The sequence below is a fragment of the Variovorax sp. Root473 genome (assembly GCF_001426505.1).
In the GTDB taxonomy this organism is placed as follows: Bacteria; Pseudomonadota; Gammaproteobacteria; order Burkholderiales; family Burkholderiaceae_C; genus Variovorax.
This window is the reverse complement of sequence record NZ_LMEV01000019.1, coordinates 89,435-107,834: the sequence shown is the minus strand read 5'-3', so window position 1 is coordinate 107,834 and position 18,400 is coordinate 89,435. Positions and strand designations below refer to the sequence as shown.

At 68.2% G+C, this 18,400-nt stretch carries 17 protein-coding genes and 2 pseudogenes; 8 read left to right on the top strand and 11 right to left on the bottom strand.

Annotated features, from left to right (window positions below; all coding sequences use genetic code 11):
• Nucleotides 1–4: 4 nt before the first annotated feature.
• From ASD34_RS23615 to sugE, 3 genes are read left to right on the top strand one after another with little or no spacing between them, the layout of a single operon-like run.
• Nucleotides 5–1,243: a multidrug effflux MFS transporter gene (locus ASD34_RS23615; protein ID WP_056583015.1), complete on the top strand. Its 1,239-nt coding sequence runs from the start codon at nucleotides 5–7 to the stop codon at nucleotides 1,241–1,243.
• Nucleotides 1,244–1,256: 13 nt separating this feature from the next.
• The gene (locus ASD34_RS23610; RefSeq protein ID WP_056583013.1) at nucleotides 1,257–2,387 is read left to right on the top strand and encodes an HPP family protein; all 1,131 of its coding nucleotides are present in this window, start codon (nucleotides 1,257–1,259) and stop codon (nucleotides 2,385–2,387) included.
• A gap of 37 nt (nucleotides 2,388–2,424) precedes the next feature.
• Entirely contained in the window at nucleotides 2,425–2,745 is a 321-nt protein-coding gene (gene sugE, locus ASD34_RS23605; RefSeq protein ID WP_056583011.1) for a quaternary ammonium compound efflux SMR transporter SugE, read from the top strand.
• Nucleotides 2,746–2,767: 22 nt separating this feature from the next.
• On the opposite strand, the gene ASD34_RS23600 is transcribed toward sugE, so the two are convergent.
• From ASD34_RS23600 to ASD34_RS23590, 3 genes are read right to left on the bottom strand one after another with little or no spacing between them, the layout of a single operon-like run.
• Nucleotides 2,768–3,754, bottom strand: coding sequence for a tripartite tricarboxylate transporter substrate binding protein (locus tag ASD34_RS23600; protein ID WP_056583009.1), 987 nt, complete (start codon nucleotides 3,752–3,754; stop codon nucleotides 2,768–2,770).
• 34 nt (nucleotides 3,755–3,788) lie between these two features.
• Nucleotides 3,789–4,988: a CaiB/BaiF CoA transferase family protein gene (locus tag ASD34_RS23595; RefSeq protein ID WP_056583007.1), complete on the bottom strand. Its 1,200-nt coding sequence runs from the start codon at nucleotides 4,986–4,988 to the stop codon at nucleotides 3,789–3,791.
• Nucleotides 4,985–5,932, bottom strand: coding sequence for a hydroxymethylglutaryl-CoA lyase (locus ASD34_RS23590; RefSeq protein WP_056583005.1), 948 nt, complete (start codon nucleotides 5,930–5,932; stop codon nucleotides 4,985–4,987). Before ASD34_RS23590 ends, ASD34_RS23595 begins: the two co-directional genes overlap by 4 nt.
• Before the next feature lie 99 nt (nucleotides 5,933–6,031).
• Here ASD34_RS23590 and ASD34_RS23585 point away from each other — a divergent pair, with 99 nt between their 5' ends.
• The 3 genes and pseudogenes from ASD34_RS23585 (at nucleotide 6,032) to ASD34_RS23575 (ending at nucleotide 8,681) form a co-directional block, all read left to right on the top strand.
• Entirely contained in the window at nucleotides 6,032–6,949 is a 918-nt protein-coding gene (locus tag ASD34_RS23585) for a LysR family transcriptional regulator (RefSeq protein ID WP_056583004.1), read from the top strand.
• 119 nt (nucleotides 6,950–7,068) lie between these two features.
• Nucleotides 7,069–7,962: pseudogene (locus ASD34_RS23580) on the top strand (MBL fold metallo-hydrolase); the annotation flags it as partial.
• Nucleotides 7,956–8,681: a DsbA family protein gene (locus ASD34_RS23575; protein WP_056583000.1), complete on the top strand. Its 726-nt coding sequence runs from the start codon at nucleotides 7,956–7,958 to the stop codon at nucleotides 8,679–8,681. The pseudogene ASD34_RS23580 and the gene ASD34_RS23575, both read left to right, overlap by 7 nt.
• A gap of 10 nt (nucleotides 8,682–8,691) precedes the next feature.
• Here ASD34_RS23575 and ASD34_RS23570 read toward each other — a convergent pair whose 3' ends face one another.
• From ASD34_RS23570 to ASD34_RS23535, 8 genes and pseudogenes are all read right to left on the bottom strand, one after another.
• Nucleotides 8,692–9,399, bottom strand: coding sequence for an ABC transporter ATP-binding protein (locus ASD34_RS23570; protein ID WP_056583450.1), 708 nt, complete (start codon nucleotides 9,397–9,399; stop codon nucleotides 8,692–8,694).
• Nucleotides 9,392–10,153 (bottom strand): ABC transporter ATP-binding protein, encoded by a 762-nt coding sequence (locus ASD34_RS23565; RefSeq protein WP_056582997.1) that lies wholly within the window; start codon nucleotides 10,151–10,153, stop codon nucleotides 9,392–9,394. Before ASD34_RS23565 ends, ASD34_RS23570 begins: the two co-directional genes overlap by 8 nt.
• Nucleotides 10,150–11,145, bottom strand: coding sequence for a branched-chain amino acid ABC transporter permease (locus tag ASD34_RS23560; protein ID WP_056582995.1), 996 nt, complete (start codon nucleotides 11,143–11,145; stop codon nucleotides 10,150–10,152). Before ASD34_RS23560 ends, ASD34_RS23565 begins: the two co-directional genes overlap by 4 nt.
• Before the next feature lies 1 nt (nucleotide 11,146).
• Complete coding sequence (locus ASD34_RS23555) at nucleotides 11,147–12,019, bottom strand: branched-chain amino acid ABC transporter permease (RefSeq protein ID WP_056582994.1); 873 nt, start codon at nucleotides 12,017–12,019, stop codon at nucleotides 11,147–11,149.
• 141 nt (nucleotides 12,020–12,160) lie between these two features.
• Nucleotides 12,161–13,348 carry an ABC transporter substrate-binding protein gene (locus ASD34_RS23550; protein ID WP_056582992.1) on the bottom strand — a complete coding sequence of 396 codons (1,188 nt, stop codon included), beginning with the start codon at nucleotides 13,346–13,348 and terminating at the stop codon, nucleotides 12,161–12,163.
• 155 nt (nucleotides 13,349–13,503) lie between these two features.
• The gene (locus ASD34_RS23545; protein WP_056582990.1) at nucleotides 13,504–14,493 is read right to left on the bottom strand and encodes a PDR/VanB family oxidoreductase; all 990 of its coding nucleotides are present in this window, start codon (nucleotides 14,491–14,493) and stop codon (nucleotides 13,504–13,506) included.
• A gap of 44 nt (nucleotides 14,494–14,537) precedes the next feature.
• Nucleotides 14,538–15,196: pseudogene (locus tag ASD34_RS23540) on the bottom strand (GntR family transcriptional regulator); the annotation flags it as partial.
• A 106-nt stretch (nucleotides 15,197–15,302) separates the two neighbouring features.
• Nucleotides 15,303–16,412, bottom strand: a complete 1,110-nt coding sequence (locus ASD34_RS23535) for an aromatic ring-hydroxylating dioxygenase subunit alpha (protein WP_056582989.1) — start codon at nucleotides 16,410–16,412, stop codon at nucleotides 15,303–15,305.
• Nucleotides 16,413–16,557: 145 nt separating this feature from the next.
• Here ASD34_RS23535 and ASD34_RS23530 point away from each other — a divergent pair, with 145 nt between their 5' ends.
• Together ASD34_RS23530 and ASD34_RS23525 are read left to right on the top strand one after the other, a co-directional pair.
• On the top strand, nucleotides 16,558–17,679 hold the full coding sequence (locus ASD34_RS23530) for a 5-methyltetrahydropteroyltriglutamate--homocysteine S-methyltransferase (protein WP_056582987.1): 1,122 nt from the start codon (nucleotides 16,558–16,560) through the stop codon (nucleotides 17,677–17,679).
• A gap of 27 nt (nucleotides 17,680–17,706) precedes the next feature.
• On the top strand, nucleotides 17,707–18,378 hold the full coding sequence (locus ASD34_RS23525) for a glutathione S-transferase family protein (RefSeq protein WP_056582985.1): 672 nt from the start codon (nucleotides 17,707–17,709) through the stop codon (nucleotides 18,376–18,378).
• Nucleotides 18,379–18,400: the final 22 nt, after the last annotated feature.

Genomic DNA, 18,400 nt, shown 5'->3' with positions numbered 1-18,400 from the left:
TTCCATGAATCCCGATGCAGACAAACTCTGGCAAGCCCCGCGCTGGGCGCTTGCCGTGCTGCTCGCCGTGCTGGGCATGCTCGGGCCCTTCTCCATCGACACCTACATCCCGGCGTTCTCGGGCATTGCGAAATCGATCGGCGCGACGCCGGCCGAGATGCAGCAGACGCTCTCGGCCTACCTGTTCGGCTTTGCCTTCATGAACCTGTTCCACGGCGCGCTGTCGGACAGCTTCGGGCGCCGGCCCGTGGTGCTGTGGGGTCTGGCGGTGTTCACGCTGGCCTCGCTGGGCTGCGCGCTGTCGCAGAACATCACGCAGCTGGTGCTGTTCCGTGGGCTGCAGGGCCTGTCGACGGGTGCCGGCATCGTGGTGTCGCGCGCTGTCATCCGCGACATGTTCCCGCCGGCCGAGGCGCAGCGGGTGATGAGCCAGGTCACGATCTACTTCGGCGTGGCGCCGGCCATCGCGCCCATCGTGGGCGGCTTCCTGTTCGTGCACGCGGGCTGGCACTCGATCTTCTGGTTCCTGGTGGCCGTGGGCGTGGTGCTGTTCGTCGCCAACTACAAGCTGCTGCCCGAGACGCTGCACAAGGACCATCGCCAGCCCTTTCAGGTGCGTCACCTGATGCGCGGCTACCGCGACCTGTGCTCCGACCCGCGTTTTCTGCTGCTGGCCTTTGCGAGCGGCGTGCCTTTCAACGGCATGTTCCTCTACGTACTGGCCGCGCCCGCGTTCCTGGGCGACCACCTGGCGCTGCAGCCGCAGCAGTTCTTCTGGTTCTTCCTGCTGACCATCGGCGGCATCATGCTCGGCGCGCGCGCCAGCGGCCGCATGGCGGGCAAGGTGGCGCCCAAGCGGCAGATCCGCGACGGCTTCCTGATCATGATGGTCACCTCGGTGGTCAACGTGGTGGCCAACATCTTCTTCGTGCCGCACGTGGCGTGGGCCGTGTGGCCGCTCGCGGTGTTCGCCTTCGGCTGGGCGCTGATGGTGCCGGTGGTCACGCTGCTGGTGCTCGACCTGCATCCCGAGCGCCGCGGCATGGCGTCGTCGCTGCAGGCCGTGATCGGCTCCACCGCCAACGGCGTGGTGGCCGGCGCCATCGCGCCACTGGTGATGCACTCCACGCTGGCGCTGGCGCTGACCTCGGCGCTGATGCTCGTCATCGGGCTGGTCGCCTGGGTCTGGCTGCACGGCCGCTGGCCGGACATCGGGCGGCGGGTGGCTCACGAAGAAGCCTGAGAAGGACATCGGGATGCGATTCGCCACACTGTGGACCTACCTGCGCGCCTGGCTGCCGGGCCCTTCCAACGTCAATGCGCGGGAACGGCTGCGCGCCGTGGGCGGCGCTGTCCTCGGACTGTTCGTCACGGCTGTGCTGTGCCGCTGGCTGGCCGGTTCGCTGGGCGGCGCCGTCTGGCTGATCGCGCCGCTGGGCGCCAGCGCCGTGCTGGTGTTCGCGGTGCCCGCGAGCCCGCTGGCGCAACCCTGGTCGGTGATCGGCGGCAATACGCTGTCGGCCGTGGTCGGCATTGCCAGCGCCAACTGGATTCCCGACCCCGCCCTGGCCGCCGCCGTGGCCGTGGGTGGCGCCATCGGCCTGATGTTCTTCGCGCGCTGCCTGCACCCGCCGGGCGGTGCCGCAGCGTTGCTCGCGGTGCTCACGCACACCACGCAGTTCTCGTCGGCGCTCTTTCCGTTCTTCACCAACTCGCTGCTGCTGGTGCTGGCCGGCGTGGCCTACAACACGCTCACGGGTCGGCGCTATCCGCACGTGCAGGTGGCGCGCCCGCCCTCGCCCGACGCGCGCTTCAGCCAGGCCGACGTCGACGCCGTGCTGGCCCGCTACAACCAGGTGCTCGACATCAGCCGCGACGACCTCGAGTCGCTCATCCAGCAGACCGAGCTCGAGTCGTACAAGCGCCGCCTGGGCACGCTGCACTGCGCCGACATCATGTCGCGCACGCCGATCTCGGTGGAGTTCGGCACGCCGCTGCAAGAGGCCTGGACGCTCATGCACCAGCACCGCATCAAGGCCCTGCCGGTGACCGACCGCACGCGCCGCGTGGTCGGCATCGTGACGCAGGCCGACTTCTTCCGCCAGCTCGACCTGCAGCACCACGACGGCATCGCGGGCCGGCTGCGCGACCTGATCCGTGCGACGCGCACGGTGATGTCGAACAAGCCCGAAGTGGTCGGCCAGATCATGACGCGCCAGGTGCGCGTGGCCAGCGCCGACCGGCCCGTGGTCGAGCTGGTGCCGCTGTTCTCCGAAGGCGGCCATCACCATATCCCCATCATCGACAGTGAGAAGCGGCTCACCGGCATGATCACGCAGTCCGATTTCGTGCGCGCCCTTTACCGGGCCGTGCGACCTGAAAACTGAAACCCTCTTCTTCTCTTCTTCCCATCAAGGAGCGCACATGGCGTGGGGCGTGTTGTTGATTGCGGGCCTGCTCGAAGTGGGCTGGGCCATCGGCCTGAAGTACACCGAAGGCTTCACCAGACTCTGGCCTTCAGTCGGCACCGCGCTGTCGATGGTGCTCAGCGTCGTGCTGCTGGGCTGGGCGATGCGCTCGCTGCCCGTGGGCACGGCCTACGCGGTGTGGACCGGCATCGGCGCGGTGGGCACGGTGATCCTGGGCATCTTCCTGTTCCACGAGCCCGCGAACGCCGCACGGCTGATCTGCGTGGGCCTGATCGTCGCGGGCATCCTCGGGCTCAAGCTCACGAGCGCGGCCTGAGCAGCCTTCTGAGCCCGTCGGCTCACTCCAGCACCACGTTCGCCCTCTTCACCAGCGCCGCATAGCGCGCGGCCTCGCTGCGGAAGTAGCTCGCGGCCTCTTCGGGCGACGTGGGCTTGATGACGTTGCCCTGCTTGTCCATCGCCTCGCGCACCTCGGCGCTGGTGTAGGCGGCCGCCACCGCGTCGTGCGCGCGCTTGATGTCGGCGGCCTGCATCTTCGGCGGGCCGATCACCGCAAACCAGCCTTCGACCGCGTAGTTCGGCAAGCCCTGCTCCGCAATCGTGGGAATGTCCGACGCGGCTGGCGAGCGTGCGGGCCCGCATACGCCGATGGCGCGCAGCGCGCCGCTCTTGATGTGCTGCTGCACGGCAGGCAGCGCGACCACGCCGATCTCGACCTGGCCCGCCATCATGTCGGTCACCATCGGGCCGGTGCCCTTGTAGGGAATGTGCCGCGCCTTGACGCCGGCTTCGTCCATGAACATCTCGCCAGCCAGGTGGATGATGGTGCCGTTGCCCGACGAGGCGTAGTTGTAGCCGTCGGGCTTCGCGCGCAGGAGCGCCACGAGTTCCTTCACGTTCTTCGCGGGCAGCTTGGGGTTCACCATCAGCACGAGCGGCGTCGCGCCGACCACGCTGATCGGCGTGATGTCGTTGATGGCATCGAACGGCATCTTCTTGAACACGCTCGGGTTGATCACATGGTTGTTCGACACCATGCCCAGCGTGAGCCCGTCGGGCGCCGCTTTCACGATGGCCGACGTGCCGGTGATGCCGCCCGCGCCCGGCATGTTCTCGATCACCACCGGCTGGCCGAAGGCCTTGCCAAGTGACACCGACGCGGCGCGCACGATGTTGTCCACGCCCGAGCCGGCGCTGATCGGCAGGATGAAGCGAATCGGTTTGTCGGAGCCCTGCGCGAGCGCGGGAAAGGTGGCGAGCGCCGCGGCGCTCGCGCCCAGGCCCAGCATCGCGCGGCGGCTCATCGGAAAAAGGTTCGTGGTCATGGTCTTGTCTCTCGTCTCGTTTTTGATGAAGTACTCAGGCGACGGCCGCGTCGGCCTGCATCGCCGCGATCTGCGCGCCCTCGTAGCCCAGTTCGGCCAGCAGTTCGCGCGTGTGTTCGCCCAGCGTCGGCGGATGCAGCCGCACGCCCAGGCGCTCGCCGCCGAGCGTGATGGGGAACAGCGTCGTCTGCGCCATTTCGCCGGCGCGCTCGCCGTCGGGCAAGCGGATGTCCGCAAGGCCGCCGGTGGCCTGCAGGTGCGGATCGGCATACAGGTCTTCGGGCCGCGTGATCGGCGCGAACGGCAGGCCGCGCGCCTCGAAGATCGCAGACAGCTCGGCGGCCGAACGGGCGGCGAGCCGGGCGCGCAGGTCGGCCAGCAGCGTGGGCCGCAGGCGCACGCGGTCGTTGTTCGTGCGCAGGGCCGGGTCGGCCTTCAGGTCGTCGAAGCCCAGCGCGTCGCAGAACACCGTCCACTGCGCGTCGCTCACCGCCGCCAGGAAGATCTGCTCGCCGTCCTTCACGGTGAACACGTCGTACAGCGCCCAGGCCGAGATGCGCTCGGGCATCGGCGCGGCGGCCTGCCCCGTGATCGCGTACTGCAGCATGTGCTGGCCGACGAGGAACACGTTGTTCTCGAACAGCGCCGACTGCACCTCCTGGCCCTTGCCGGTTTCAGCGCGCTGCATCAGCGCGGCGATGGCGCCGATGGCGCCGAACATGCCGCCCATGATGTCGTTCACGCTCGTGCCCGCGCGCAGCGGATCGCCCGGGCGGCCCGTCATGTAGGCCAGCCCGCCCATCATCTGCACCACCTCGTCAAGCGCGGTGCGATGTTCGTAGGGACCGGGCAGGAAACCCGTGTGGTTCACGTACACGAGGCGCGGATTGAGCTTGCCGAGCGCGGCATAGCCCAGGCCGTACTTGTCCATCGTGCCGGGGCGGAAATTCTGTGCCACCACGTCGGCCGTGCCGCACAGCCGCAGCGCGGCCTCGAGCCCCTGCGGGTTGCGCAGGTCGAGCGCGATGCTCTTCTTGTTGCGGTTGAACATCGGGAAGAAGCCCGCGCCCGCGCCCAGCAGGTGCCGCGTGCGGTCGCCCTCGATCGGCTCGACCTTGATGACTTCGGCGCCCAGGTCGGCAAGCACCATGCCGCAGGTCGGCCCCATCACCATGTGCGTGAACTCGACCACGCGGATGCCCGTGAGCGGCAGGCGTTTTTCCTCCGTGCTCATGCCGCGACGCCTTCCGCACGTGCAAAGGTCTTCGGAAAACCCGCGCGCCACACCGTGCCTTGCAGCGTCTCGCCATCGAGCCAGCCCGCCACGCGCTTCCTCAGATCGAGCAGTTTCGGCAGATCGACGCCCGTGACGACGCCCATGCTCTCGAGCATGAAGATCAGGTCTTCGGTGTCGACATTGCCGCTCGCGCCCGGCGCATGCGGACAGCCGCCGATGCCGGCCAGGCACGCATCGAAACGCGTCACGCCGACCTCCAGCGCGGCGTAGACATTGGCGAGCCCGAGGCCACGCGTGTCGTGGAAATGGCCGCACCAGAGGCGGTCGCCCGCGATGCGCAACGCGCGCTCGAACAGGCTGCGCACCATCGCCGGATCGGCGTAGCCCACCGTGTCGGCCAGGCTCACGCGGTCGGCGCCCGCGTCGAGCAGCGCCTGCATCAGTCGCAGCACTTCGTCGGGGTCGACATGACCCTGCAGCGTGCAGCCGAACGCCGTGCCCACGCCGCCATCGATCAGCGTCTTCGAGCCCGCCGCATCGCGCGCGGCGCGCATGCGGCCGACCTCGGCCACCACCTCGTCGGGCGTCTTGCGCAGGTTGGCGAGGCTGTGCGCATGGCTGGCCGACAGCGGCACCATCATCAGGTCGGCTTCGCCGGCGATGGCGCGCTCCGCGCCCTTGAGGTTGGGCACGAGCACCGAAGCGAACAGGCCCGGCAGCGTCTTCGCATACGCCAGCAGCTCGGCCGTGTCGGCCAGCTGCGGCAACAGGTGCGCCGGCACGAAGGAGCCGACCTCGATCTCGCGCTGACCGGCCGCGTGCGCGTCGCGGATCCATTCGAGCTTGTGCGCCGTGGGCAGCACGCGGGCGATGCTTTGCAGCCCGTCGCGCAGGCCCACTTCGCGAACGACCGCGCGCGGCGGCAGGAAGGCGTGAATCAAGTTTTGTCTCCGTCGTGGGGGAATGGCCTCGATCGTAGAAGTTCCGAATCAGTCCTGAAGGTATATTTTGGAAGCCATTCGCTTCCAGATTGGAACTTCATGAGAGACCTCGACCTGACCACCCTGCGCCTGTTCGTGGCCGTCTGCGACAGCCGCAGCATCGCGCGCGCCGGCGAGCAGGCCAACATCGTCGGCTCGGCGATCAGCAAGCGCCTCGCGCAGCTCGAAGACACGGTCGGCACGCCGCTGCTGCTGCGCAAGCGCCGCGGCGTGGTGCCCACGCCGGCCGGCGAAACGCTGCTCGAACATGCGCGCGCCATGCTCGGCAGCGCCACCCGCATCGAGCGCGACATGGCCGCGTATGCGGGCGGCGCGCGCGGGCATGTGCGCATCCTGGCGTCGGCCTCCGTCATGGCCGAATCGCTGGCCGAGGACGTGGCCGGCTTCCTGCAGGACCCGGCGCACCGCAACATCCGCGTCGACATGGAAGAACGCGTGAGCCCCGAGATCGTGCGCGGCATCCGCGAGGGCATCGCGTCCATCGGCCTGTGCTGGGACGCGGCCGACCTCGACGGCCTGGAGCGGCGCGACTACCGCTCCGACCACCTGGCCATCGTGGCCCACCCGTCGCACCCCGTGGCCCGCCACGACGCGGTGCGCTTCGAGCAAGTGCTCGACCACGAATTCGTCGGCATGCCGGCGCTGAGCGCCGTGCAGCTGATGCTCGCGCGCGAAGCCGCAGTGGCCGGCAAACCGCTTGTATACCGCGTGCTGGTGTCCAACTTCGATGCGGCGCTGCGCGTGGTGCGCGCCGGGCTGGCCATCAGCGTGGTGCCGGCGGAGGTCGCCCGGCCCTTCACCGAGGCCTTCGGGCTGCGGCTGATGCCGCTCACGGACGAGTGGGCGCGCCGGCGCTTCGCGATCTGCTTTCGCAGCGAGTCGACGCTGTCGCCCTCGGCGCAGCTGCTGGTCGCGCATCTGGAGCGATGCGCCACAGACCGCGCCGACGACCGCTGATTCGTCCGATAACCGAAACGATCCATTGTCTTGGCGATGGTTTTTGTTTCGTTTCCCGCAACCTAACATCCGGCCTGTTTGCGCTGTCACCCTCCATCAATCGACCGAAAGCCACTGCCATGTTCCGCAGAACCCTCGTTGCCGCTGCCGCCCTGTCCGCCGCATTCGCCCTCGCACCGCTCGCCGCGCAGGCCGTGCAGCCGCTCAAGATCGACGTCTACAACCCCGGCACGAAGTCGATGTTCCCCGTGTCGTCGGTGCTGCTCGCCGGCGCCACCGACGCCGTGCTGGTCGATGCCCAGTTCCAGCGCAACGACGCCCAGGCGCTGGTGCAGAAGATCAAGGACAGCGGCAAGAAGCTGACCACGGTCTACATCAGCCACAGCGACCCCGACTACTACTTCGGCCTGGACGTGATCCGCGCCGCCTTCCCCGACGCGAAGATCGTCGCGACGCCGCAGACCGTCGCCGCCATCCAGGCCTCCAAGGACGGCAAGCTCGCGCACTGGGGCCCGATCCTCAAGGACAACGCACCGCAGGCGCTGGTCGTGCCCGAGCCGCTGGCCGGCGACAGCCTCACGCTCGAAGGCCGCAAGATCCAGGTCGTCGGCCTCGACAGCCCCACGCCCGCGCGCACCTTCGCGTGGATTCCCTCGCTGAAGGCGGTGGTCGGCGGCATTCCGGTGTCGGCCAACATCCACGTCTGGGTGGCCGACACGCAAACGGTGCAGTCGCGCCGCGACTGGCTCAAGACCCTCGACCGCATCACCGCGCTGCACCCCAAGACCGTGGTGCCCGGCCATTGCCTGCCGAACGCCGATGGCTCGGCGCCCTCCACCGTGGCCTCGGTGAAGTTCACGCGCGACTACCTCAAGGCCTTCGAGACCGAGGCCGCCAAGGCGAAGGACTCGGCCGCGCTGATCGCCGCCATGAAGCGGCGCTACCCGAAGCTCGAAGACGCCTCGTCGCTCGAACTCGGCGCCAAGGTCATCAAGGGAGAAATGAAGTGGCCGCAGTAACCAACAACAACGGCGACACCGCCACGCTGCACTGCATCTTCGATCCGCTGTGCGGCTGGTGCTACGCCGCCGCGCCGTTGGTCGAGGCCGCGCGCACCGTGCCGGGCCTGCGCGTCGAGCTTCACGCCGGCGGCATGATGACCGGTGCCAACCGCCGCCCCATCACGCCGCAGTGGCGCGACTACGTGATCCCGCACGACAGGCGCATCGCCGAACTCACCGGCCAGCCCTTCGGTGAGGCCTACTTCGAAGGCCTGCTGCGCGACAGCGGCGCGGTGATGGATTCCGAACCGCCGATCACCGCCATCCTCGCCGCCGAATCGCTGCGTGCAGGCGGCGGGCTGGACATGGCGCACCGCGTGCAGCAGGCCCACTATGTCGAGGGTCGGCGCATTGCGGAGGCCGGCGTGCTCGCCGAACTGGCGGTCGAACTCGGCTTCGATGCCGAAGCCTTCGCTGCGGCCTTCGCGCAGCACACGGGCGAGGCCACCGCACGCCACATCGCCGCGAGCCGCGACCTGCTGCAGCGCGCGGGCGGCCAGGGCTTCCCGACCTTCGTGCTGGCGCAGGCCGATGGCAGCACGGGCCGCATCGACATCGGGCCGTGGCTGGGGCGTGTGGACGCATGGAAGGCGCAGCTTGCGACCTTCGTCGCGCCGAAGCCTGCGGCAGCTGCGCCTGAAGCCTGCGGCCCCGACGGCTGCGCGATCTAGCCCAAGAAATTCAGCGCGCCACGCCCAGCAACCGGTCGAGCACCTCGGGCTGCGCACGCAGCGCCGCCGCCGTGTCGGCATGCACGATGGTCCCGTGGTCGAGCACCACGGCGTGGTCGGAAATCGCGAGGATCGCCTGCGGGTGCTGCTCCACGATGATCGCGGCCAGCCCCTCGTCCTGCGTGATGCGGCGAATCGCACGCAGCAGCTCTTCCACGATGATCGGCGCGAGGCCTTCGAGTGGCTCGTCGAGCAGCAGCAGCTTGGGGTTGAGCACCAGCGCGCGGCCAACTGCCAGCATCTGTTGTTCACCGCCCGAGAGTTGCGTGCCCAGGTTGGTCTTGCGCTCCGCCAGACGCGGGAACATCTCGTACACGCGCTGTGGGTTCCACTTGCCGGGCCGCTCCACCGCCGTGAGGTTCTCGTGCACGGTGAGCGACTTGAAGATGTTGCGCTCCTGCGGCACCCAGCCGATCCCCGCCGCGGCGCGCTGGTGCGGCTGCAGCTTGTGCAGCGCCAACTGCCCGCCGAGCGCGATGGTGCCGCCGTGCTGGCGCGTGGCGCCGGCCAGCGTGTTGATGAGCGTGGTCTTGCCCGTGCCGTTGCGGCCCAGCAGCGCAAGCGTCTGGCCCTCGCCGAGCGAGAAGGCCACGTCGTGCAGCACCACGGCCTCGCCGTAGCCGGCGCTCAGATTCTCGATGCGCAGCAGTTCAGACATGGGCATGTTCTCCGTGGCCCAGGTAGACCTCTTTGACCTTCGGGTCGTTCGCGATCGTTTCCGGGTCGCCCTCGGTCAGCAGCGCGCCGTTGACCAGCACCGTCATGCGGTCGGCGAAGCTGAACACCAGGTCCATGTCGTGCTCGATGAGCAGCACCGACACGTCGGACGGCAGCGCAGCCACCGTCTGCAGCAGTTCTTCGCGCTCGCCCGCGGGCACGCCGGCCACCGGCTCGTCGAGCAGCAGCACGCGCGGCTCGCAGGCCAGCGCAATGGCGATCTCCAACAGGCGGCGCTTGCCGTAGGCCATCAACTTCGTCTGCTGTTGCGCGACGTCGGCAAGATGGAACTGCTCCAGCAGTTGTCCGGCCCGCTCGGCGATGCGCTTGTCCGCGCCCAGCGGACGCCACCATTGCGCGGCGATGCCTTTCTGCTGCGACACCACGAGCGCCAGGGTTTCCAGCGGCGTCATCGAATCGAAGAGCTGGTTGATCTGGAAGGTGCGCACCAGCCCGCGCGCCACGCGCTTGTGCGGCGCGAGCATGGTGATGTCTTCGCCGAGCAGCGAGATGCGCCCTTCGGTGGGCGTGAGCACACCGGTCAGCAGGTTGATCAGCGTGGTCTTGCCGGCGCCGTTCGGCCCGATGAGCGCGTGGCGCGCGCCACGCTTCAGTTCCATCGTGACGTTGTTCGTGGCCGTGATGCCGCCGAAGCGCATCACCAGACCCTGGGTCGAGAGCACGGTGTCGGTCATGCCACGCCCCCCTTATCGCCCTTCTTCCTGCCAGCGCCGAACCACGTCCATGGCTTGAGCAGCCGATCGCGTCCCACGAGCACCAGCAGCACAAGGATCAGGCCGATCCAGAACATCCAGTACTGCGGCGTGACCGACGACAGCCAGTTCTGCAGCAGCTTGAAGACGATGGCGCCGGTGACGCCGCCATACAGCCAGCCCACGCCGCCGATGACCAGCATCAGCAGCACGTCGGCCGAGCGGTCGAAAGCCAGCACGTCGAGCGAAGCAAAGCCGGTGGTCTGTGCCAGCAGTGCACCCGCCGCACCCGCGATGCCGGCGGCCACGGTGTAGACCACGGCGAGCCGCGACACCACCGGGATACCGATGGCCATGGCGCGCAGCCGGTTGTCGCGGATGGCCTTGAGCGTGGCACCGAAGGGCGAATGCACGATGCGGCGCATCACGAGGAACAGCACGAGCATCACGGCCAGCGAGTACCAGGCAGCCGTGCGGCCATACAGGTCGAACTCGAACAGGCCGAGCACGGGCCCCATCACCACGCCCTGCAGGCCATCGGCGCCGCCCGTGAGCCAGTCGAGCTTGTTGGCCAGTTCCAGCAGCAGCAGCGCGGTGCCCAGCGTGACCATGAGCCGCGTGAGGTCGCTGCCGCGCAGGATCGTCACGCTGGCCACGAGGCCGAGCAAGGCCGACAGCACGGTGGCGAACACGAGGCCGACGGTCGGGTCGGGCATGACGAGCTTGGCGAACAGCGCGGCGGCATACGCACCGAAGCCGAAGAAGGCGGCATGGCCGAGCGACACGATGCCGGTGTAGCCGAGGATCAGGTCGAGCGACATCGCGAACAGCGCGACGATGGCGATCTCGTTGACCAGCAGCGAATGCGAGGGCACGAGCAGCGGCAGCGCGAAGGCCACCGCCCAGATCACGAACTCCCAGGGCCGCCAGCGCGCGGTGCGCAGCAGGGCCGATTCATGGGCAGGTGCGCTCATTTCAACGGCCTCCCTTGCGGGTGAAGAGCCCTTGCGGCCGCCACATGAGGATCAGGATCATGAGCAGGTAGACGGTGAACGCGCCCATCTTCGGAATGAAGTACTTGCCGGCCACGTCGGCAATGCCGAGCAGCAGCGCGGCGGCGAGCGGCCCGGTGATCGACGAGGTGCCGCCGACCGAGACCACGATGAGGAAATAGATCATGTACTTGAGCGGGAAGGTCGGATCGAGCCCGAGGATTTCCGCACCCAGCGCGCCGCCCAGCCCCGCGAGCCCCGAGCCCACGGCAAAGGTCAGCAGGAACACGATGTTGACGTTGATGCCCAGGCCGGCGGCCACGCGCGGGTCGTCGACGGCGGCGCGCAGGCGGCTGCCGAAGCGCGTCTTCGAGAGGATGAGCTGCAACACCACCGTGAGCACGGCGCACACGGCGATGATGAAGATGCGGTAGTGGCCCATGCCCAACAGGAACGCGCCGTCGCCGAATTCGCTGCGCCCGCGCAGCCACTCGGGCAGCTGCAGGTTCTGCTGCGACGAGCCGACGAAGTAGTCGACGGCCGCGACGGCCATGAACGCCAGGCCGATGGAAAAGAGCACCTGGTCCAGGTGCGGCTTGCCGTACATCGGCCGGTAGAGCGTGCGCTCCAGCAGCGCGCCGGCGAGTGCGACGACGATGAACGCGAGCGGCAGGCAGGCCAGGAACGGCACGCCGAACTTCTGCATCGCGAACACGGTGAGGTAGCCACCCGCCATGGCAAAGGCACCGTGCGCGAGGTTGATGAAGTTCATCAGCCCGAGCGTCACGGCCAGCCCCACGGCAAGGACGAAGAGCAGCATGCCGTAGGCGATGCCGTCGAAAAGAATGGTCAACATGTCAGCGATTCAACAGCTTGCGCGCACTGCGGTTTCTTCGGGGAACACCGAGGAACCGGCTTTGCCGGGCCTCGGGAGTCGCCCCCGGCAGGGGGAAGGCGCGCGCGACACGGAGTGCGCGCAGCCTGGGGGCGGGTTTGATTACTTCGCCTTGCCCGGGTCCTTCACGCCCTTGAGCACGTCGAACTCGACGTTGTAGAGCTGCCCATCCTTCTTTTCAACCTTGCGCAGGTACACGTCCTGCACGATGTCGCGCGTCTGCGCATCGATCAGCACCTGCCCGCGCGGGCTCTCGAAGACCTGGCCCTTCATGGCCGCCAGCAGCGCTTCGCCGCCGCCCTGGCCCTTGGTGGCCTTGAGGGCTTCGTAGATCACGCGCATGCCGTCATAGCCGCCCACGGCCATGAAGTTGGGGCGCATCTTGGGGTTGGCTTTCTGGAAGGCCTCGACGAACTTCTTGTTCAGCGCCGAGGGGTGCGCGGCCGAGTAGTGGTGCGAGGTGACCACGCCCAGCGCGCCGTCGCCCATGTCGTTCAGCTGATCGTCGTCGGTCACGTCGCCGGTGGCGATCATCTTGATGCCGGCCTTGTCCATGCCGCGCTCCAGGAACTGCTTCATCACCGCCGCGCCCGCACCCGAGGGCACGAAGACGAACAGCGCGTCGGGCTTGGCGTCGCGCACCTTCTGCAGGAACGGCGCGAAGTCGGGGTTGCGCAGCGGCACGCGCAACTTTTCGAGCACCTTGCCGCCATTCAGCTGGAAGCGCTCGCTGAAGAATTTTTCGGCGTCGTTGCCCGGGCCGTAGTCGGCGACGAGCGTCACGACCGTCTTCACGCCGTTCTTGGGCGCCCAGTCGCCCATCACCACCGACACCTGTGGCAGCGTGAAGCTGCTGCGCACGATGTAGGGCGAGGCCTCGGTGATGCTCGAAGTGGCCGCGGCCATCACCACCTGCGGCGTCTTGGACTGCGTGGCCAGCGGCGCGGCGGCCAGCGCGGCCGGCGTGACGCCAAAGCCCGCGATCACGTTCACCTTGTCGTTGACGATGAGCTCCTGCGCGAGGCGCTTGGTGACGTCGGGCGTGGCCACGTCGTCCTTGACGATCAGCTCGATCTTCTTGCCGGCCACGGTGTCGCCGTTCTGGGCCATGTAAAGACGCGCTGCCGCTTCGATCTGCCGGCCGGTGGAGGCTTGCTGCCCCGTCATCGGCAGGATGAGGCCGATCTTGAAGGTGTTGCTGGTCTGCGCGCTGGCCAGCGGCAGGGTGAGCGCGGTGGCAAGCGCAATCGCCGAAAGGCCGGCGGTCTGGATGAGATGGCGTCTTTGCATGGAGTTTTCCTTTGAGGGGCGGAACGCGAAACCGGGCATATTTTGAACAATTCGCAACAACTGACGCAGCAGGCAATCACCTACCCGCCGCGCAGCGCGGCACTTTGTTGCGCGATCAATCGAATGGTTGCGCGATGATCGCGCAACCGATGTTTTCAGCAGTCGGGACGGTAGGCGGAGTCGAGCGTGAGCGTACCCACGGCGCGTGACACGCAGGCGCAGATGCGCGTGGTCGCCTGCTTCTCGTGCGGGCTGAGGAACACGTCGCGGTGATCGACTTCGCCGTCGACCGCGAGCACATCCATGGCGCACAGGCCGCACTCGCCGCGCTTGCAGTCCGACAGCGTCTGCACGCCGGCCGCATCGAGCGCGTCGAGCAAGGTGCAGTCGGCCGGCACGGTGATCGACAGGTCGTGGCGGGGAATGCGCACGGTGAAGGCCTGCGTGGCGAGCCGCCCACTGCTGCCGAAGGTTTCGAAGCGCAGGTCGGCGAGCGGCCGGCCGGCCGCGGCCCACGCGCGCTTGACGGCTTCGAGCATCGGCACCGGGCCGCAGGTGTAGAGCTGGCCGCCGGGCGGCAGCGCGGCGATGGCGGCGTCGAAGTCGATGGGCGCGGCGCCTTCGTGCGCCCGCACGCCGGCTTCGCCCAATGCGTCGCGCAAGGTGTCGAGGTAGCCGAACTCGCCTGCATGGCGCGCGCCGTACAGCATGGCCACCGGCACGCCACGGCGTTGCGCCAGTGCGCCCAGGCGCTGCGCCATCAGCACCAGCGGCGTGATGCCGATGCCGCCGGCCACCAGCAGGTAGCCGGGCGCCGCGAGGTCGAGCGGAAAGTGGTTCTGCGGCGCGCTCACCTGGAGCCGGTCGCCCACGGCCAGGCGCCACATCGCACGCGAGCCGCCACGGCCGTCGTCCAGCCGCTTGACGGCGATGCGCCAGCAGCTGCCGTCGCCCTCGCCCACCAGCGAGTAGGAGCGCGTCTGTATGCGGCCCTGCTCGGTCATCACCTGCACCTGCAGATGGGCGCCGGGCTCGTGCGCAGCGACGAAGTCGGCGTCGGGGCGCAGCGTGAATTCGCGCACGGTGGGCGTGACGTCGCGCAGCGCCACCACCTGCGCCTGCATCCATTGAAGATCGCTTTTCATCGGGGGAACACCAGCAGGAAAGAAGGAAAGAAGAAGGTCGTCGGTCAGCCGCGACGGCGGATCAGTTGCACGCCCGGCAGCGGACGCTGCTCGGCACTCGGCGTGCCGTGCAACGCCTCGCGCAGGTTGCGCCGCGCAATGCGGCTGTGCTCGCGCATCAGTGCCTCGGCGCGCGAGCCCTCGCCGGATTCGATGGCGTCGAGCACCTGCAGGTGCTGGTCCTGCGCAATCACGAGCATGTCGCGCGCGGCCGGCGAATTGGCCTGCACGATGACGAAGCCCGAGGGCGAGGCGAACGGCAGGTTGACCACGCGTTCGAGCTGCTGCGCGATGACGGGGCTGCCCGCCATCTCGCACAGCAGCGCATGGAATTTCTCGTTGTGCGTGACGTAGCGCGAGAAGGCCGCGTCGTCGAGCGCGGGCTCGCGCAGCAGCTCGTCGATGCGCAGGAGGCAGGCGCGCGCTTCGCGCAGCACCACGGGCGCCGCGCCGCGCTCGGCCGCCAGCCGCGCCACCAGGCCTTCGAGCGTGCCGCGCAGCTCGATGGCATCGGCCACGTCGCGCTCGGAAAAGGTGCGCACCGCGTAGCCGCCGTTGGGCAGGGCTTCGAGCAGGCCCTCCTGCTCCAGCCGCATGAGCGCGCTGCGCACCGGCGTGCGCGACACGCCGAGCTGTTCGGAGATGGCGACCTCGGCAATGCGCGNNNNGTTCGCCCGCCAGAATCATTTCGCGCAGCCGCAGCTGCGCCTTCACGGCCTGCGAACTGCCACTGTCGCCGGGCTCGGCGGAAGTCATGGGGGCGACCTTCATCAAGCGGCCTGTTTCTCTTCGACAGGGCGGATCGGGATCGCGGCGCGCGCGGGCCGCTCCTTCTCGATCATGCGGTCGATGAGGCGGCGCGCCCACATCGAGCCGGCGTCGATGTTGAGGTTGTAGAACTGGTGATCGGGGTGCTCGTCGATGGCTTTCTGCTGCGCCTCGAGCACGATCTCGTCCTCGCGGAAGATGCCCGACACGCCCTCGCGCAGTTCGTGCGTGAGGCGCTGTTCGCCCAGGCAGTAGTTGCGCGCGAAGGCCCAGAAGTACAGGCAGGTCTTGTCGGTCTCTGGCGTGATGGTGTTGAGCACGTAGCCGTTGACGCCCTTGCTGCGGTCACCGGGGTTGCTGCCCGACGGCACTGCGCCGCTGCCTGCCTCGGCCACGCCGACGTCGATGTTCACGGTGCACGGCCCTTCGAAACGGATGATCTGCCAGCGGTCGACCTTGCCCGTGTAGCCGCGCGCATGGCGGATCTGGTTGCCCCAGAACGGCGGCGCGTCGATGTTCTCCATCCAGCGGGTGACGGTGGCCGAGCGGTCGCCGTGCGTGGCGACGAAGGGCGCCTCGGCGACCTCGCGATTGCCGATCGACGAGCCGTGCACGAAGGTCTCGTGCGTGAGGTCCATGAGGTTGTCGACCACGAGCCGGTAGTCGCAGTTCACGCGGATCATCTTGCCGTCGCCGGCCCAGGCGGGGTCGTCGTTCCAGTGCATGTCGGGCACGAGCGCAGGGTCGGCCTTGGCCGGGTCGCCGGGCCAGATCCACACGAAGCGGTGCTTCTCGACCACCGGAAAGCTGCGCACGCAGGCCGAGGGGTTGAGCGTTTCCTGGCTCGGCATGTGGGTGCAGCGGCCCTGGCTGTTGTAGACCAGGCCGTGGTAGCCGCAGACCAGCTCGTCACCCTCCAGGCGGCCCAGCGACAGCGGCATCAGCCGGTGCCAGCAGGCGTCTTCGAGCGCGGCCACCTGGCCGTCGGTACGACGGAACAGCACCAGCTTCTGGTTGCAGATCGTGCGCGGCAGCAGCGCGCGACGCACTTCCACGTCGTAAGCGGCGGCGTACCAGGCGTTGAGCGGAAAGGTCGTCGTGGTCGTCTTCATGGATACTCAATGTATACAGAAAATAGATGAATTCCATCGCACAACCCCTTATTCGAGGGTAATTACTGAGTCAATCGTATACAAACAAGACTCGCGCGAAGGCGATAGGATTCCGCTCGTTCACAGTCACGACGGAGTTCATTCCATGTCCCAGCATGCCGCCCTGCCCGCCCGCTACGACCACGTGGGCAGCTTCCTGCGCCCCCAATACCTGCTCGAAGCCCGCGAACAGAAAGCCAAGGGCCAGATCACGCCCGAGCAATTGCGCAAGGTCGAAGACAAGGCCATCACCGAGATCGTCCGCTTCCAGGAAGACATCGGCCTGAAGAGCATCACCGACGGCGAGTTCCGCCGCACCTACTTCCACATCGACTTCCTCGACCAGCTCGGCGGCGTGAAGACCGACATCCCGGTCACCATCCGCCGCCCCGACGGCACCGAGGAGCTGGCGCCGCCCGCGATGCGCGTGATCGACAAGGTGCGCCACGTCAAGGACATCCAGCTCGCCGACTTCCAGTACCTCAAGAGCCAGGTGTCGGCCGGCCGCACGCCGAAGGTGACCATTCCTTCGCCGACGATGCTGCACTTCCGCGGTGGCCGCGCCGGCATCAGCAAGGACGCGTACCCCGAACTCGACCCGACCTTCTACGACGACGTGGCCCAGGCCTACGGCGACGAGCTGCGCTCGCTGGCCGCCGCCGGCTGCACCTACGTGCAGATGGACGACACCAACCTCGCCTACCTGTGCGACGAGCACATGCGCGAAGCCGCCCGCAAGCGCGGCGACGACCCGAACGAGCTGCCGCACCGCTACGCCGCATTCATCAACAAGGTGGTGGCGCAGAAGCCGCCGGGCATGCTGCTGGCCATGCACCTGTGCCGCGGCAACTTCAAGAGCACGCACGCCGCCGCCGGCAACTACGAGCCCGTGGCCGAGGCGCTGCTGAAAGAGATGGACCTGGACGCCTACTTCATGGAGTACGACGACGCGCGCTCGGGCGACTTCAAGCCACTGCGCTACCTGCCCAAGGGCAAGACCGTGGTGCTCGGCCTCGTGACCACCAAGTTCGGCGAGATGGAAGACAAGGACGAGCTCAAGCGCCGCATCGAGGACGCCAGCAAGTACGCCTCGCTCGACCAGCTCGCGCTGTCGCCGCAATGCGGCTTCTCCAGCACGGTGCACGGCAACAACATCGCCGTCGAAGCGCAGCGCAACAAGCTGCGCCTGGTCGTCGAAACCGCGCAGGAAGTCTGGGGCTCGACCTGACGCGCGGTTTCTGTTGAAGTCGGGGGCATGACGACGACCACACGCCTCTACTCCGGCCCCCTCAGCATGTTCGGCGCCAAGGCCGAGATCGCGGCACGCGAGAAAGGCGTGCGCTTCGAGCTCGTGATGGTGCCCTTCACCACCGACGACGCCTACGAGCCCAAGCACCCCGAGGTGCTGCGCGTGAACCCGGTGAAGCAGCAGGTGCCGGTGCTGGTCGACGAGGAGGTCGCGCTGTTCGATTCGACACAGATCTTCGAGTACCTCGAAGACCGCTACCCGCAGCCCGCGCTGTGGCCCGAAGGCATTGCCGGCCGGGCCCGCGCGCGGCAGCTGGAGCAGAAGTCGGACGAGGTGTTCTTCCCCAACGTCGTCAAGCTCTTCGGCCTGCAGGACGCCATGCAGAGCGCCCCGGCCGTGGCCGCATGCGCCGCCTGCGCGCGCTTCTACGAAGAGCTGGAAGGCCTGCTCGCCACGCGCGAACACCTGGCCGGCCCGTACTCCTTTGCCGACATCGCCTTCTACATGGCCCACGTGTTCGCCGACCGCAAGGGCGCCGGCATGACTCAAGCCACGCCGCGTCTCGTGGCCTGGCGCGACCGCGTGGGCACGCGGCCCGCCGTGCGCGCGGTGGTCGATCCGATGATGCGGTTCCTGGCATCGCAAGGACGCGGCGTGCCGGCCTTCCTTCAGCGCTGAGCGGGCACCGAGGCCTCACCCG

Bases quoted from the DNA above. Each gene is read 5' to 3' on its own strand.
- ASD34_RS23615 (WP_056583015.1), top strand. From the start codon at position 5: ATGAATCCCGATGCAGACAAACTCTGGCAAGCCCCGCGCTGGGCGCTT.
- ASD34_RS23610 (WP_056583013.1), top strand. From the start codon at position 1,257: ATGCGATTCGCCACACTGTGGACCTACCTGCGCGCCTGGCTGCCGGGC.
- sugE (WP_056583011.1), top strand. From the start codon at position 2,425: ATGGCGTGGGGCGTGTTGTTGATTGCGGGCCTGCTCGAAGTGGGCTGG.
- ASD34_RS23600 (WP_056583009.1), bottom strand. From the start codon at position 3,754: ATGACCACGAACCTTTTTCCGATGAGCCGCCGCGCGATGCTGGGCCTG.
- ASD34_RS23595 (WP_056583007.1), bottom strand. From the start codon at position 4,988: ATGAGCACGGAGGAAAAACGCCTGCCGCTCACGGGCATCCGCGTGGTC.
- ASD34_RS23585 (WP_056583004.1), top strand. From the start codon at position 6,032: ATGAGAGACCTCGACCTGACCACCCTGCGCCTGTTCGTGGCCGTCTGC.
- ASD34_RS23570 (WP_056583450.1), bottom strand. From the start codon at position 9,399: ATGTCTGAACTGCTGCGCATCGAGAATCTGAGCGCCGGCTACGGCGAG.
- ASD34_RS23565 (WP_056582997.1), bottom strand. From the start codon at position 10,153: ATGACCGACACCGTGCTCTCGACCCAGGGTCTGGTGATGCGCTTCGGC.
- ASD34_RS23560 (WP_056582995.1), bottom strand. From the start codon at position 11,145: ATGAGCGCACCTGCCCATGAATCGGCCCTGCTGCGCACCGCGCGCTGG.
- ASD34_RS23555 (WP_056582994.1), bottom strand. From the start codon at position 12,019: ATGTTGACCATTCTTTTCGACGGCATCGCCTACGGCATGCTGCTCTTC.
- ASD34_RS23550 (WP_056582992.1), bottom strand. From the start codon at position 13,348: ATGCAAAGACGCCATCTCATCCAGACCGCCGGCCTTTCGGCGATTGCG.
- ASD34_RS23545 (WP_056582990.1), bottom strand. From the start codon at position 14,493: ATGAAAAGCGATCTTCAATGGATGCAGGCGCAGGTGGTGGCGCTGCGC.
- ASD34_RS23535 (WP_056582989.1), bottom strand. From the start codon at position 16,412: ATGAAGACGACCACGACGACCTTTCCGCTCAACGCCTGGTACGCCGCC.
- ASD34_RS23530 (WP_056582987.1), top strand. From the start codon at position 16,558: ATGTCCCAGCATGCCGCCCTGCCCGCCCGCTACGACCACGTGGGCAGC.
- ASD34_RS23525 (WP_056582985.1), top strand. From the start codon at position 17,707: ATGACGACGACCACACGCCTCTACTCCGGCCCCCTCAGCATGTTCGGC.